Genomic DNA, 15187 nt, shown 5'->3' with positions numbered 1-15187 from the left:
CGATTTCGTAGTCCCAGCCCCGCGAGGATGTTTAGGAGATTTTTGGAGTCTAAAAGACAAATAAAAAGTTCAATCAGCTACCGCGTCAAAGTTTGATTGCTAATAAAAAGTGAGGTCGGGATCTTTTGTCCCAACCTCTTTTACGGACTATCAAACTGATATTTCCTTATAGATTATTGACTAGATTTCCCCTTTTCCAAAAGCTTGACCATCTCATTTTTACGTTCTTCTAGCTCATCAATTTGCTGGAGTAAAAGTCCTGAAAAATCACATTCAAGCTCTTCAGTTTCGCCACTATTATACCAGTCTAGAGCTACTATATGATTGTCCTTATCAAAGCAAAAAATCACATCTCCATCCCCGACGATAGACAGAAATGGAATATAATCCACAAAGCCTAGAGCGTGTAATTCCTTGGTTTTAAGACGAATGTCTAAGAAGTCTGGGATGCCATTTGCAATTCCCAAGACCTTAATACCTCGACAGAAGGTCCAAAATGGTGCTACATCGTAAGCCTTGGCTCTTGGCCATAGCTCTTCTCTGACTTCCATAAAGAGGCCTCCCAGAGATGACATGGTGAATTTCCTGAAATCTTCTGGCAGACGAATGCCGTATTGATTTTCAAAATCCTGGACATCTACTTCCGATGGTTCATTGCCCATGCAGGCGACAACCTGATAAGTTTCCTTATCATAGTGACGAAAATACTCATAAACTTCATTGAGTGCCATTATTTTAATCCTTTTTACTCAGAAATAATAACTACAAATCCATCTGGTAAGATAACCTCTTGTCCATATTTAAGATGGCAATGACTCGCTAAATCAACTGAATCTCTGTCTAAAGTATATTTCTCAGAAGACTGATTAAAGATTGCCTGAACTTCTTTTCCTTGGTAGTTCCAGCTCAAGGCAAGAACATCTGGTTTCACTTCTTCCAAGCGATAATTTCCATGATGAATAATGCTTGCAACTTCCTTACGAACCTTGATTAATTTCTTCATGAAAATCAGCATGTCATTGTCTTCAGACACACGGTCCCAAGGCATGACACGACGGCAGTCGGGATCTGGTCCACCAATTAGGGCAAGCTCTGTTCCGTAATAGATACAAGGGGTCCCTTTTTGAAGATAGAGGAAAGTTAGGGCAGCCTTGACATGTTGCACATTGCCTTTGGCAGTTGTGAGGATACGCTCTGTATCGTGAGAATCCAGAAGGTTAAACATCACTTCTGAGATTTGTTGCTTGTAGTACATAGACTGGCTATTGATTTCTGAAATGAACTGCTCTGCCTTTTTATGCTGACGCAGGAAATAATCCTTGATACTTTCAGAGAGCGGGTAGTTCATGACAGCATGGAACTCATCTCCTTTTAGCCAAGGCTGAGACGTATGCCAGATTTCACCTAAAATATACAAATCAGGCTTTTTAGCTAGAACTGCCTTTCTGAAATCTCTCCAGAACTGGTGGTCAATTTCATTAGCAACGTCCAAACGCCAAGCATCGATATCAAAATTCTCAATCCAGTAGGTCGCAACACTTAAAAGATAAGCTTTAACCTCAGGATTGGCCGTATTTAACTTAGGCATATAGCTAGCAAAGGCAAAAGTATGATAAGGGAGTTGTCTTGGATTCTTAAGTTTATCCTCAGTAACTGGGAATTCTTGTATATGGAACCAATCTTTATAAACTGAGTTTTCTCCATTTTTTAGAACATCCTGCCATTGGACTGACTGATTGCCAATATGATTAAATACTGCATCTAGCATAATCTTGATACCACGTTTGTGGGCTTCCTCGACTAGAGTAGCAAAGACTTCCTTATCCCCAAAGTGACGGTCGATTTCAAAATAATCCGTCGTATCGTACTTATGATTGGTTGTAGCTTCAAAAATCGGACATAGGTAAAGTCCAGTGATTCCCAAATCTTTAAGATAGTCTAAATGGTCGATAATTCCTTGTATATCTCCACCAAAAAAGTCATCCCTGTTAGGCGCAAGCTCAGCATCCCACTCTCGAGCTCCATCTGGAGTTAGATTAGGATTTCCATTAGCAAATCGTTCTGGGAAAATCTGATACCAAACGGTATTTGAAACCCAGTCAGGAACTTGGCAACCGTCAATTTCGTGAATATAAGGAAGCTTAAAGCCATTTCCTTCCGAATCCAAGTTTTCTTGAGTATGTTCTACACACCCCTTATCACCGTAAAAAACACCCTGACTTTCCTCATCAAGGAGCTCAAAGAGATACTGAATCCGTGCAAAATCAACCGATACCGTAACCTGCCAATAGTCAAATAGGGCATCTGAGGTTACTTTGGTCATTTCTTTCTTGGCTTCATACTTATCCTCAATGAAAATAAAAGGATCCCCATAGTGCAGGATGACCTGCTGAATGTCATTTTTCTTGGTTCTGATTCGGATATGTAGCTGATCTTCTTTATACAGATAAGCATACTCTGATTCTGGTCTATGATAAATGGCTGTTAATTCCATGTCTTGTCTCCTAAATAATCAACAAAAAACGCAAACGTTTTCATAATTGCTAGTTCTAGTATACTATTTTAAGATTCGATTTGCAATTTTTATACCAGTTTTACGATAGATATATAGATGGACAAGGGTAAAATTGAGTAGACTCTTTATGAGCTTTAAAAGAGAGTTTCCATGAACCGGAAAACTCTCCATCATTACGAATCAGATGATTAGAATAAATGCTATCTGATATCTTTAATCTTCTAAAATGAAAATTTCTTCAACATGTAGTTGTAGCAACCTTGCAATTTTCATTGCTAGTTCAAGTGTAGGATTGTACTTGTCATTCTCGATAGCAATAATGGTTTGTCGACTAACGCCTAATATTTTTGCCATATCTTCCTGACGTAGTCCTTCAGACTTTCTTAGCTGTTTGATATTATTTTTCATACAGCATTAGTCTTTCTGAAAACAATAAATGCCAATTGCCAAAACTACGATAAGGATAAGAACCATCAAAATTACTCCTTGAACAAGTTTATTAGGTTCTTTAAAATCTTCATCACCATCAACCATTTTCTGTTTTATGGCAATTTGTGTAAATCCTTGAACAGAAATAGATAAACATAAAATCAGACATGGTAACATTTCAAGTTCAATGCCTTTTGTAATAGATTGATAAATATTAAATACTGTCCATCCACATAAGCCAAATAGAGCCGTTTTATAACCCCATTCCTCAGAACGTAGCTGAATCGCTCTGTCCATTTCATCCATTTTTCTCATAGTCCTGTTCCTCCAATCTGTCAAAACAATGTTAAGAGCTCTTTACATTTTTTATTATACTCTAAATCGATGAAATGTCAAGATGTTTTAACATTTTTAATTTTTTTATTTTCTTCATCTATTCTAAGAATATTCCTAACTCCAATTTACAGCCTAGTCAATCTGACAAAGGGCAAGTTCTTTTAATCCTCTGTCGTAAAGGAAGGTTAAACAAAAGTTGTCAGTCATATTTTGAACTTTGTGTTTACTCATTCCTCTAGGCAAGGCTATATCGCACAATTCTCTCGTTGCTAGAGAAAATAGCTTTTGCTTGCCCTTCCAATCATCATTCTTAAATAGGGGGCTCAGGATCAGATAAGGCGAATCCGTAAAAATTCCATTGATACCAGCTTTTTTGCCTGAATTCTTTAAATGTTCAGACTCTAATAACTTTTCGATAATACGACCATCACTAGAGATTTTAACAAGAGCAAAATAATCCATGCCCCATTTATTGACAGAGGTTTGACTTTCTCCAGAGGTAAAGGCATAGAGCTCTTGTTGCCACCATTTCATACTATCGATTTTAGGACAAACACTTGAGTTCGTGTCGTGGTGGTTTAACTCTTTTTTATCAATATGCGAATAAGTGGTCCACTTCGCCTGCTTTTTCTCCCTATCAAACTCTAAAAGGGCAAAGTTTCTTGCCTGATTTGTATAAATCTGATTTTCAAAACACACGGGGATCTGGTCGCTATCTGATACGATTTGAAAATATCTCTCTTGTGCCTTTTTAGGAAGTATACTTTGCGGATCCTTTATGGCAATGATTTCTGGATTAGAAAAATCACCAGTATAATAGACTATTTCCTTGCCAGCCTTGATGATGCCAATATTTTGTCCATCTGTAAAGACTAGAGGCTCTTCCTCCCAAACATGGTCACAATACCAAGCATCTATCTCCTTCACACCCAAAGGTGATACTTCAAGCAGACAGTAGCGATCAAAAGTTTCCTTCTCACTGGTCAAGACAAAGGCTCTACCATCATGTAACATGACAGAATTGAAAACACTATTGTAGTCCTTGTCTAGTTCCCATTTATTCAATAGACTTAACTTTAACTTCCCCATTTTCTCTCTCCTAATCCATCACCACTCGTTGATGGCAAATAGAATGGCTGATCTAATATTTCTTAGCAATTGATCTGAAAGTTCATCGTATACTTGACCCAGTCCCTTATCTTGTGCTAGCCATCCAGGTTCATCATTCCAGGAGCCCATTCCTCCAAAAACATCCGCTGCACTTGCAGTTCTAAATATGCTTAAATGTTGCGGTGGAATTTGAGGTTCTGCCAGTCCTTTACCAGATTCTGGGTCTAGCAAAAAGTTTCTAGCAGAGTGAAAGACTTTGGCAAAGTTGTCACATTCAATTTTACTTGCTAAATCTTCTATACGAGACAATATGTCCTTAAATTCTTCGATATTATTTTCATAGTGGGGAATGTCTTGAGAAGACCTTTCCCATTCATACTCAGTGTAGGTAACATCCCAGTCCCTACCTGAGGAAGCAGCTTCCCAATTTGGTAGGAAATAACTTGCCTTCCCATCTTTATAAAAACAGAGAATTGAACTCTGTGTCGTATTGGAGAAACCTAAAATACCTCTGTCATTTACTGAGATTGGGCAAAATAATTGTAAGTCCTTTAGACCTTTTTTCTTGAGGTTTTCAAACCAGTCAGATACTGAAAGTTCTGTAGCTTCCCCATTTTCTGACAGCAAAATTTGAAAGCTCAACTTATTTGTATATTTTTCAGGCTTATAGCATATTTCTTTACCACTTTTTAAAGCCTCCCTAGCTGCTGCCACGATACAGGCTATCTGATACATTTGTCCATTCATATGATCTCATCCACTATCCCTTCAATCAACTCCGTAAGACTTTCTGCTACATAGATAATTTCATCAGGATCATGAATGTAGCATATAATCTGCTCTTCCTGCCCCTCTCGGTCTGGATCAAAATCCAGCATAAGATAACAAGAGTCACAATACTGAGCAAAAGGAAGCCATTTTTTATTAAAAAGATAGGGCTTTATTCTACTATCACGCATGTTTTCCAGATCTTGATTAGAAAAATAATCTGGAAAATCCGTCAATAGAGCATCTCTATTTTGAAAGTACTTTTTACAAGTCTCAATTTCCTGCAGACTCATGAGAGAAAAAGGCAGCTCTCTCTGGTCAATCACACAAGGTAAAATAGAGAAGTACTTACTCCCATTTTTATAGCTATAAAGCTCTTTGAAGTCACTAGGTAGACGAATGCCAAATATTTCCTCAAAGGCTTGAAGCTCTTCTTCGGAAGCACCAGAAATGCCCTGATAATCTTCCAGATATCCTTCCTCTACAGGATCATCCAAATCCCAGTCTTCAAAACACTCACAAATATAAGTTTCTATTTTTTTAACTTGGTCAATTAGTTGCATCATTTCACCATGAGTTCTTTATTTTAACTAGCTTCAAATTCCTTTTACCGCTTATAACTTGTTTTTTCTAGGAGAAGGGGTTCAGGATTTTGCTTAATCCAAGCAATAGCTAGCTGACACAGGCGGTCTAGGCGAGGCTCGTCATCAAAATCTTTCCCATGAACCTGAGCAATAAGCTCTTTAGTCTCTTCCAATTCTTGGTCTGAAAGGGGATTTCCCAGAGACAAGTATTGAGGGAGAGCCTGAAGCATTTTTCTATAGTCCCTGTCCCAGTTGGCCCCACCATTGCGATCCAGTTCATCTCGAACTCGACCTGGGATACGAATAACTTCTCCCTGAACAGTTTTGGCTGCTCCACTTGAAGGAATCAAGAAAGACCATAGTTCCTCATATTGCTCCTCCCAACTACCTTCTTTTACAAAAATCGGTGAAACTCCATCGTGAGTTAGGCGTTTTTCTACAGGCTTTACATCAAAGAGCTCATAGAGCTTCGCTAAGCCTTTATCTGCTCCCTCGATGTAGTCTGGGTGGATACTTTCTCGATGAAATTCAAAATCCTTACCGATTTGTTCAACTTTTTCCTTCATCTGAGACGTTTTCTTAGCACCAGCATCCAGCAGCATAGAGGCAATTTCAGCTGTTTGGGCAATATAGATTCCCCGACAAACCATCAAGACTGAAGCTAGTGGGGTTCTTCCCATATCATCTTTAGCATTGACATCTGCTCCCTTATCAATCAAAAGTTTGACAGTCTTAGGATGGAAAAACTCAGCTGCTACATGTAGGGGGGTCTCACCATAGGTATTAGGTTTTCCAATGTCTGCCCCCAATTCGAGCAAGAGTTTTACAGTATCTCTTCCCATGGTTGCCTGACGGTACAAAGGAGTCGCTCCATAATAATCAGGGATATTGATATCCAAGCCCTTTTCCACCAGCCAGATAACCAATTCATCCGGGACTCCTCCCATATGCAGAGGTGTACATAAGCTAAATCTTCCATCATGAGCGCTTAATTCACAACGATCATAGACTGCTTTAAGGGCTTCAATATTTCCTTCATCCATTAAATCCTTAAACTCTTTTGGTAATGTAACTCTTTTCTTTGCCATTTTTAGTACCTTTCTTCTGATTCAGCATCTAGGGCAAGCCATTGAAGATTGTCAACAGTTTTCAAAGTCAGGACTTGTCCATCATAATCATTTTTCAACTCAAGACCGTTTTGCTCAATAGATATATGATTGTACCAGTGGTCTAGGCTGGCGTATTCCCCCGTATGAATGTTGATGAGCATACTCGTTATGTGATCCCAAGTCCCTTTCTTAACTGTTTCTGCTAAGAGGTAGTAAGCATCTAAAAATATGAGATTTCTCCCATAGATCCAAAAGGGCAGATCAAGTCCCAACAAAGGCAACTTGGCAGAAAAAATCTCATCACCGTGTGGTGGCACGGTTTCATAATGAAATTCTATCTCACTGCCATAATAGGCAATCAGGGCTCCCTGACATCCGATATTTTGAGGAATCCCCTCCTCAGCTACTATAAATTCCATGACCTGCTCCTTCTATTTTCAATCATAAAACCCGACCAGACTCTGCCAAAATATCAAACTGGACTCATGGCCTTTTCTAGTCATCAAGTGGAGGAAGTCACTTTCACAACCCTTCCAAACTGCAGATTGGGCCGTTCCCATGGCTCTAACAAATGCTAGAAAATCTGGTGTCAGCCATATTTTTTCATCATAGTTCATCTCTGCATCAAGAGCATAGACCGCCCCAGATTGACAATCCAGCAAAATAGTGTAGGGATCTCCATTTGCAATGATGATCAAACTTCTTTCTTGTAGAGTCGAGTAATCGTGGTGTTCCAAATTGCGATTGATTAGCCAAGTAAGACTAGTGTCGTCCCCATATCCAAACTGGTAACTTAAAAAACCGACCTGCCCCCAGTTATAGGCCAGGATATATTTCCTAAAAATCGGATCCAAATCTTGTATTTGCAGTTGTTTTTTCAAACGATCCAGTTCAGACACAGGCAGTTCCGTTTGGTTCAGGACAATCCCTTCTCTTATCTCAGGGTCCATCCCTTGTGTTGCTTCCTCAATAATGGAAATGATTTGGTCAATTGTCAATAATTCCATTATCAACCTCCGACTATAAATAGTCCATTTTCTAGAGCAAATTAGCTAGTTTAGGTCTTCTTTTTTCTGATGAACTTTCTTATCTCTATTATACCTCAAAGCTATCTAACAGGGATAAACTACCAGTATTTTCAGGGATTTTTTTGATCAACAACTTCTCCTAATTAAAGCAAAAAGCCATTCCTCAAGGGAACAGCTTTCTCACTTATAATTAAAGGTTTCTCCAGCCAACTTATCTGCTAGCTTGGGAAAGAGGGTATAAAACTTATGGGCTAGATTGAGCAAGATTGGGAGATTGAGCTCGCGTTTGTTTTTACCTATGGTCTTAACAATCTTTTGCGCGACAGCATCTGGTTCCAATAGAAAACGGTCAACCGACTTGAGATAGCTACCGTCTGGGTCTGCTTGGTCAAAAAATCCTGTACGGATCGGGCCTGGATTAACCGTTGTCACATAGACGCCATAGGGCATGAGTTCAAGGCGCAAAGCATTTGAAAAACCAATGACCGCAAACTTGGTCGCAGAGTATAGACTAGACTTAGCAGTCGCTATCAATCCTGCCATACTGACGATATTGATGATATGACCTTTTCGCATTTCCTTCATGCGTGCTGCAACTAAACGTGATAAATTCATGAGAGCAAAGGTGTTGACTTCAAACATTTGATGAATATCTTGATTAGAAATCTTGTCAAAATCCTCAAAAATCCCATAACCAGCGTTGTTAATCAAAACATCAATCTTACCATAACGGAGATAGAGGTCAGCTACCAATCCTTCTAAGGCTTGCTCATCGGTAATATCAATCTCGACCAATTCTGCCTGTGGATGATTTCCGTATAGTTGAGCTAATTTTTCCTTATTTCTACCTAGCAAAATGAGTTGGTCTTGAGGCAAGAGTTTGACCATTTCTTGGGCTAGACCCCCGCTGGCACCTGTAATGAGAATCGTAGACATACTTTTCCTTTCTCAATCTTCTAGATTTCCACTTCTTCTAGATCTTTAACCACATGAACATTTTCAAAAATACTAGCAGCGTCTTTCTTGAGCTGGCTGATATCTTTTGATAGGAAACGAGCACTGATGTGGTTGAGCAAAAGCCGTTTGGCACCGGCTTCTACTGCGACCTGCGCTGCCTGCATGTTAGTTGAGTGACCATGATTGCGAGCAATTTTTTCATCGCCCTTGCCATAAGTTGATTCATGGACAAGGACATCCGCATTGACAGCCAGACGCACACTGGCATCCGTTTTTCGAGTATCACCCAAGATAGTGATAATCTTACCTGGACGTGGAGCTGAGATGTAGTCTGCTGCCTTGATCTCGGTGCCGTCCTCTAATACAACATCCTGACCGTTTTTAATTTTTCCAAAAAGAGGGCCGAATGGGACACCAGCAGCCTTGAGTTTCTCAGCATCCAAGGTCCCGTCTAGGTCCTTTTGCATGATACGATAGCCGACACAGAAAATAGTGTGATCCAACTCCTCTGCATACACAGTGAATTTATCTGTTTCGAGAATTTTTCCTAGAGAATATTGGTCAAATTCATGGAAATGAATCTTATAGGGCAGACGAGAACCAGAGACACGCAAACTAGTCAAGACAAATGACTTAATGCCTTGGGGACCATAGATTTCTAAATCTGTCTGCTCTTCATTGGCTTGAAAGGCACGACTAGAAAGGAAACCTGGCAAACCAAAGATATGGTCTCCGTGCAAGTGGGTGATAAAGATTTTGCTGATTTTTCGTGGGCGAATCGTGGTTTCCAGAATGCGATTTTGCGTTCCTTCTCCACAGTCAAAGAGCCAAACTTCGTTAATCTCGTCCAAGAGTTTCAGGGCGAGACTGGAAACGTTGCGGGCTTTAGAGGGCTGACCAGCCCCCGTTCCTAAAAATTGAATATCCATTCGATACTTTCTAATTAATCAATATATAACATAGCAGTGCGGTTTTCTGAGCGGAAATAATGCTTGCCAGTAAAGGCTTTAGCTTCTTGTAATAAATCTTCTTGACTATAACCTTTGAGACGTTTGCGACCATCAGCCAAGCTTTCCAAATCAGTCAAAGCTGTGAGATTATCTACGTTAACAACATCCTCTTCTCCGACAGCCTTCATATAAATCTTTCCAGATTCCTCAAAGACTAGCTGATGGGGGAAAATCTGAGCGATTTCAAAGAGCAAGTCAGCTGTGATTGTTTCCACAGCTTCTGAGAAAATCCTACCCAGACCTTCTTTCTCATAGCAAAAACCAAAAGATTTGCCTGATAGGTTAAGGCGAATAAAGGGCTTGCTTTCCAAAGCGAAACTTGGCTCAGCATTATAGAGGTTCAGTTCTTGGCTGACTTCTGCAAAATAATCTGTCGCAGCTTGAGGACTTTTTTTCTGGTAGAGCTCGGCAAAGTAGGCATTCACTACGCTGGGTGGAGGTGTAATGAGAGCTAGTTGCTCCTCTTCAGACCTACCAGCTAAAAGCTGGTCCAGATAGACCTTGTCTAAACTCGTATAGCCACCATACTTGAGAGCTAATGATTTGATATCAGTCATAAAATTCTTCTAATCTCCATTTATTTTTCTCAGAAATGTAGCCTGTGATGACTTCACCGTCATCTTGGTAGTCACGTTCTTCTAGGATAGCAACACTTTCTAAATCATGAATCTTGTAAGACTTAGAAAAAGGCACGCGCAAAGTAAAGGGTTCAAAAATTTCCTTGATCTTATCTAGCAATAAAGCCTGCAACTGTTCTCGACTATCTTTAGACTTTGCCGAAATCAGAGCATATGGTGTTTGGGTAGGCGTGAAATCCTCCACCAAATCCGCTTTATTATAAAGGGTCAAGCGAGGAATATCCTCCATGTCCAAGTCTTTCATGATGGAAAGAACTGTTTTTTCATGTTCCTCATGGTAAGGATTGCTGGCATCGATAACATGAACCAAGAGGTCTACATGCTTACTTTCTTCCAAGGTAGATTTGAAACTTGACACCAACTCTGTCGGCAAGTCTTGGATAAATCCAACCGTATCAGTTAAAGTCACCTGAAGATTGCCCCCCAGATGAATACTTTTAGTCGTCGCATCCAGAGTCGCAAAGAGCTCATCTGCCTCATACTGGGTCTTGCTAGTCAAGGTGTTCATAATAGTTGACTTTCCAGCATTGGTGTAGCCAATCAAACCAATCTTAAAGGTGCTTGACTCCAAACGTTTTTCTCGAACTGTCGCCCGATTTTTCTCAACGACTTTGAGCTGACGCTCGATATCTGTGATTTGGTTACGAACACTACGACGATTCAGTTCTAGCTGACTTTCACCAGGACCACGAGAACCAATGCCCCCTGCCTGACGGCTAAGCATAATCCCCTGACCAACCAAACGAGGCAAGAGGTATTTGAGCTGAGCTAGATGAACTTGGAGCTTCCCTTCATGGCTTCGAGCCCGCATGGCAAAGATATCCAAAATCAACTGCATACGGTCAATGACCTTGACACCTAACACTTCCTCGAGGTTAACATTTTGACGTGGTGTCAAACGGTTGTTGACAATGACAGTTGTGATTTCTTCTGCATCCACCATTTGAGCAATTTCTTCCAACTTACCAGAACCGACGAAGGTCTTGGAGTCGTATTTTTCACGTTTTTGTCTGTAACTATCGACTACGACTGCACCAGCCGTCTTAGCCAGACTAGCCAGTTCTTCCATGGAGAGGTCAAAATTATCCATGCCCTGGAGTTCAACACCAATCAGCAGGACTCGCTCCTCTTTTTTCTCCGTTTCAATCATTTAAAAACTCCTCAATCTGGTTTAAAATACGGTCTTTTACACCAGATTCTCCTATCTGATAAAAGGTCACCTGCATGCGATTGCGGAACCAGGTTAGCTGGCGCTTGGCAAATCGACGAGTCGCCTGCTTGAGACTATCGCTAGCCTCCTCCAAACTCTGCTCCCCTCGAAAATAGGGGAAGAGTTCCTTGTAGCCAATCCCTTTAGCAGCCTGCACATCTGGATAATGGTCAAACAACCACTTGGCTTCGTCTAGAAGTCCAGCTTCAAACATCAAATCCACACGGTGGTTAATCCGTTCATAAAGCTGACTACGCTCATCATCCAAGCAAATAATCATAGGTTCATACAAGGTCTCTTGATTTTCCAAGTCTTGACCAAAATGAGCAATTTCCAAGGCACGCATGGCACGACGACGATTAAACTGGGGAATTTCAAGGCCTATTTGCTCTACAAGATGGGCTAACTCCTCATCTGAAAAAGGATCTAGACTAGCACGATAAGCTAAAATCTCCTCATGAGGTGTCTCTCCACCTAGATGATAGCCCTCTAGTAGACTCTGGATATAAAGTCCTGTCCCACCTGCAATAATAGCGAGCTTACCTCGACTTTGAATATCCTCAATAGCTGCTTTCGCTTCTGAAACAAAATCAAAAGCCGAGTAAGACTCGGTTACTTCTCTCACATCAATTAAGTGATGAGGAACACTTGCCTGCTCCTCCGGACTTGCCTTGGCTGTCCCAATATCCAGTCCTCGATAGACTTGTTGGCTATCTCCACTAACTACTTCACCATTAAAATGCTTAGCAACTTCAATGGCTAGAGCTGTTTTTCCAACTGCGGTCGGTCCAACAATCACAATTATTTTTGTTTTCATCTTTTTTCCTTGAAAAATTCCCATTTTTTCGTTACTATTATTATATCACAAAAAGGTCAGTCAGAAAAATGCGACCTCTTGAGGTAGCTGGCTGATTTATAAGTTAAAGGAGGAATACTCATGGCTAAAGGATTCGCTAAAGGTCTTGTAACAGGTATTGCAGGAACTGTCGCTGCAGTTGCAGGTGCAGTATACGCAGTTAAAAAGAAAGTGATCGAACCAGAAGAACAAAAAGCAGCTTTCATCGAAGAAAATCGTAAGAAAGCAGCGCGTCGTCGCGTATCACACTAAGCAACAAAAGAAGTTGAGATTTTTTCTCAACTTCTTTTTTCTATTCTTTTATACTCAATAATAACCAAATAGGAAACTAGGAATCTAGCCTAATTTGAAGAGAGTTTCAGAGAGTATTAAATGGCCAAGTCAAACTTCAACTGTGGCTTGACTGGATCATAATCAACCAGCTCAAAATCCTCTGCTTTAATATCAAAGAAATTAGTCTTGTCTGGTACATTCAAGACCAAACGTGGTTGGCAATTTGAAGGCTCACGACGAAGCAATTCCTGAGCTTGTTCAAACTGATTGTCATAGATATGGAGGTTGTTGATGAAGTAGAAGAACTTTCCAACTTTCCAACCAAAGTGTTTGGCAATCATCATTTGAAGAGCCACATACTGCATAGCATTGATATGATGAGCCACCAGCATATCATTAGAACGCTGGGTCAAAGTCGCATCCAGATAAATTTCCCCATCTACTCGACGAACATCAAACATAGTCTGAAATGCGCATGGAAGGAGGCCATCTGTCTCCTCAAAAGCTTGATAATCCCAAAGTGAGATGATATTGCGACGGTTCCAAGGATTGGCTTCTAACTGTTTGAGAATCTTGTTAATGATATCGTGTTTCTTAACAACAGCCCCATAACGTTCGCCGATTGTCCCTGTATCTCCTACTTCCCAATCATTCCAGTAGTGAACATTGTACTTGTCATTGAGAACTTCCAAACTATTGGTCTGGTCTTGGTAGATCCAAAGTACTTCCTTGATGGCTGATTTGATTGCGATGGGGCGCAAGGTCGTGATGGGAAATTCCCCCTTAGACAAATCGTACTCCGCAAAAGCACCTGTGATGTACTTGGAGTTAGCCACTGTTCCATCCTTATACTTGGGACGTGCTTGCTCGGAAAACACACCCTCATTCAAGATTCGCTCGATATTTTCTTTAAAAATCGTATCTGCTTTTGTCATTTGCTATCACCTCATTCATTATCTTAACTAGTATAGCATAAAAAAAGAAAGGAGGAAAATCACTCGCTTACGGAAAGCAATTTTCTCCTTTTTATGTTTATTTATTGCAATACAAGTGATGCTGCTCCGATAACTCCAGCGTCATTTCCTAGAGTGGCAAGAGCCAACTTAGTTGTTGTGCGCACTTGTGGGAAGGTATTTTCATCATAAACCTTTTGCACGCCTTGGAGAAGGAATTCTCCTGCAGCTGATACACCACCACCGATAACGATTGTTGATGGGTTTAGGATTGAACCGATGTTGGCACATGCAATTCCCAAGTAACGTGAGAAGTTACGGTAAACGATCAAAGCAAGGTCGTCCCCTTCTTTCGCAAGGTCAAAGACAGTTTTAGCTGTTACTTCTTCTCCGTCATCAATCAAGCGTTTTAAGGCTGCATCGCCTTCGTATTCATCTGCGTAACGACGAGTCAAGTTAACGATCCCTGTCGCTGAAGCTACTGTCTCAAGACAGCCTTTCTTACCGCAAGTACATGCGATTGGTTGGTCAAAGTCAACAGTGATGTGTCCAAGTTCACCAGCAGCACCTGCAACACCGTGAAGCAATTTACCTTCTGCTACGATACCGCCACCAACACCTGTACCAAGTGTCATAAAGACAACATCTGGTTGGTTGTCACCAGCACCCATCCAACGCTCACCAAGAGCTGCCACGTTGGCGTCATTGTCGATAAAGAATGGAATCCCCAAGGCTTTTTCCATTTTTTCTTTGATTGGTTGAAGGGTTTTCCAGTTGAGGTTGTAGGCACCGATAACAGTCCCTTTTTCACGGTCAACTACACCAGGTGACCCCATCCCAATCCCTTGAAAATCAGCTGCTTCCAATCCAAGCAAGCCCAAACGGTGTTGAATAGTTTCAATCATATCGTCTACGATATGGCTTCCTTCATCCAAAATGTTTGTCTTAATAGACCATTTTTCTTGGATTTCTCCTTCTTGCGTTAAAATAGCGAACTTGATAGAAGTTCCACCAAGGTCAATCCCAATAATCTTTTGACTCATCGTCTTCTCCTTATCCTTAATTGAAAATGCTTACAGTACTAGTATAACAAAATCTGCCAATCAGTGCAAAGGTTTGCATTAACTTTCCAGATTTTTTTCTATTCTATGGTTTCCACAAACCAGAAGCATCTACATAATAGCGTCCACCATCCACTCGCTCATTCTTTGCCATTTTGCCATCTGATTTGAGATAGTAATTTCCTTGCCATGCATTGCGTGCATAAGATCCATCTGATTTCAAGTAATACCAGGCTTGGTAAGAAGAATCATAGACCCACTCACTCTGAGCCATTTTCCCATTTGACTTGAGGTAATATGCACCTTGCCAAGTATTATGCGCATAAGATCCATCTGATTTGAGGTAATAC

18 protein-coding genes and 1 pseudogene are annotated in these 15187 nt (G+C 40.6%); 1 reads left to right on the top strand and 18 read right to left on the bottom strand.

Annotated features, from left to right (window positions below):
• Positions 1-173 precede the first annotated feature (173 nt).
• From HMPREF2619_RS03400 to miaA, 15 genes are all read right to left on the bottom strand, one after another.
• Entirely contained in the window at positions 174-731 is a 558-nt protein-coding gene (locus HMPREF2619_RS03400; RefSeq protein ID WP_070459023.1) for an SMI1/KNR4 family protein, read from the bottom strand.
• Positions 732-745: 14 nt separating this feature from the next.
• Complete coding sequence (locus HMPREF2619_RS03395; protein WP_070459021.1) at positions 746-2494, bottom strand: glycoside hydrolase family 13 protein; 1749 nt, start codon at positions 2492-2494, stop codon at positions 746-748.
• Positions 2495-2728: 234 nt separating this feature from the next.
• Positions 2729-2923: a helix-turn-helix transcriptional regulator gene (locus HMPREF2619_RS03390; protein WP_033584559.1), complete on the bottom strand. Its 195-nt coding sequence runs from the start codon at positions 2921-2923 to the stop codon at positions 2729-2731.
• Positions 2924-2929: 6 nt separating this feature from the next.
• Positions 2930-3259, bottom strand: coding sequence for a hypothetical protein (locus HMPREF2619_RS03385; protein WP_070459019.1), 330 nt, complete (start codon positions 3257-3259; stop codon positions 2930-2932).
• Between the two features lie 153 nt (positions 3260-3412).
• A complete protein-coding gene (locus HMPREF2619_RS03380; protein WP_070459017.1) occupies positions 3413-4369 on the bottom strand; it encodes a hypothetical protein in 957 nt (318 codons plus the stop codon).
• Positions 4370-4387: 18 nt separating this feature from the next.
• Positions 4388-5137: a hypothetical protein gene (locus HMPREF2619_RS03375; protein WP_070459015.1), complete on the bottom strand. Its 750-nt coding sequence runs from the start codon at positions 5135-5137 to the stop codon at positions 4388-4390.
• The gene (locus HMPREF2619_RS03370; RefSeq protein ID WP_070459013.1) at positions 5134-5721 is read right to left on the bottom strand and encodes an SMI1/KNR4 family protein; all 588 of its coding nucleotides are present in this window, start codon (positions 5719-5721) and stop codon (positions 5134-5136) included. Before HMPREF2619_RS03370 ends, HMPREF2619_RS03375 begins: the two co-directional genes overlap by 4 nt.
• Positions 5722-5765: 44 nt before the next feature.
• Positions 5766-6830 (bottom strand): ankyrin repeat domain-containing protein, encoded by a 1065-nt coding sequence (locus tag HMPREF2619_RS03365; RefSeq protein WP_070459011.1) that lies wholly within the window; start codon positions 6828-6830, stop codon positions 5766-5768.
• Between the two features lie 2 nt (positions 6831-6832).
• The gene (locus HMPREF2619_RS03360; protein ID WP_070459009.1) at positions 6833-7270 is read right to left on the bottom strand and encodes a hypothetical protein; all 438 of its coding nucleotides are present in this window, start codon (positions 7268-7270) and stop codon (positions 6833-6835) included.
• A gap of 18 nt (positions 7271-7288) precedes the next feature.
• Entirely contained in the window at positions 7289-7858 is a 570-nt protein-coding gene (locus tag HMPREF2619_RS03355) for an SMI1/KNR4 family protein (protein WP_070459007.1), read from the bottom strand.
• A gap of 201 nt (positions 7859-8059) precedes the next feature.
• Positions 8060-8815 carry an SDR family NAD(P)-dependent oxidoreductase gene (locus HMPREF2619_RS03350; protein ID WP_070459005.1) on the bottom strand — a complete coding sequence of 252 codons (756 nt, stop codon included), beginning with the start codon at positions 8813-8815 and terminating at the stop codon, positions 8060-8062.
• A 20-nt stretch (positions 8816-8835) separates the two neighbouring features.
• The gene (rnz, locus tag HMPREF2619_RS03345) at positions 8836-9765 is read right to left on the bottom strand and encodes a ribonuclease Z (RefSeq protein WP_070459003.1); all 930 of its coding nucleotides are present in this window, start codon (positions 9763-9765) and stop codon (positions 8836-8838) included.
• A 14-nt stretch (positions 9766-9779) separates the two neighbouring features.
• Positions 9780-10403 (bottom strand): cystathionine beta-lyase, encoded by a 624-nt coding sequence (locus HMPREF2619_RS03340; protein WP_070459001.1) that lies wholly within the window; start codon positions 10401-10403, stop codon positions 9780-9782.
• Entirely contained in the window at positions 10396-11634 is a 1239-nt protein-coding gene (hflX, locus tag HMPREF2619_RS03335; RefSeq protein ID WP_070458999.1) for a GTPase HflX, read from the bottom strand. Before hflX ends, HMPREF2619_RS03340 begins: the two co-directional genes overlap by 8 nt.
• Positions 11627-12511 carry a tRNA (adenosine(37)-N6)-dimethylallyltransferase MiaA gene (gene miaA, locus HMPREF2619_RS03330; RefSeq protein ID WP_070458997.1) on the bottom strand — a complete coding sequence of 295 codons (885 nt, stop codon included), beginning with the start codon at positions 12509-12511 and terminating at the stop codon, positions 11627-11629. The genes hflX and miaA overlap by 8 nt, the downstream gene beginning before the upstream one ends.
• Before the next feature lie 120 nt (positions 12512-12631).
• Between miaA and HMPREF2619_RS03325 the strand changes: the two genes are divergently transcribed.
• Positions 12632-12802, top strand: coding sequence for a DUF3042 family protein (locus HMPREF2619_RS03325; protein WP_001051776.1), 171 nt, complete (start codon positions 12632-12634; stop codon positions 12800-12802).
• A 116-nt stretch (positions 12803-12918) separates the two neighbouring features.
• On the opposite strand, the gene HMPREF2619_RS03320 is transcribed toward HMPREF2619_RS03325, so the two are convergent.
• The 3 genes and pseudogenes from HMPREF2619_RS03320 to HMPREF2619_RS03310 all read right to left on the bottom strand — a co-directional run.
• Entirely contained in the window at positions 12919-13758 is an 840-nt protein-coding gene (locus HMPREF2619_RS03320) for a thymidylate synthase (protein ID WP_049526234.1), read from the bottom strand.
• Between the two features lie 101 nt (positions 13759-13859).
• Positions 13860-14819, bottom strand: coding sequence for an ROK family glucokinase (locus tag HMPREF2619_RS03315; protein WP_070458995.1), 960 nt, complete (start codon positions 14817-14819; stop codon positions 13860-13862).
• Positions 14820-14922: 103 nt separating this feature from the next.
• A pseudogene (locus tag HMPREF2619_RS03310) lies at positions 14923-15187 on the bottom strand (N-acetylmuramoyl-L-alanine amidase family protein); the annotation flags it as partial.

Origin of the sequence: Streptococcus sp. HMSC074B11 (assembly GCF_001808705.1) — a bacterium.
Taxonomy (GTDB): Bacteria; Bacillota; Bacilli; order Lactobacillales; family Streptococcaceae; genus Streptococcus.
Note: the sequence above shows the minus strand (reverse complement) of the source record. Positions and strands in the feature narration are given on the sequence as shown.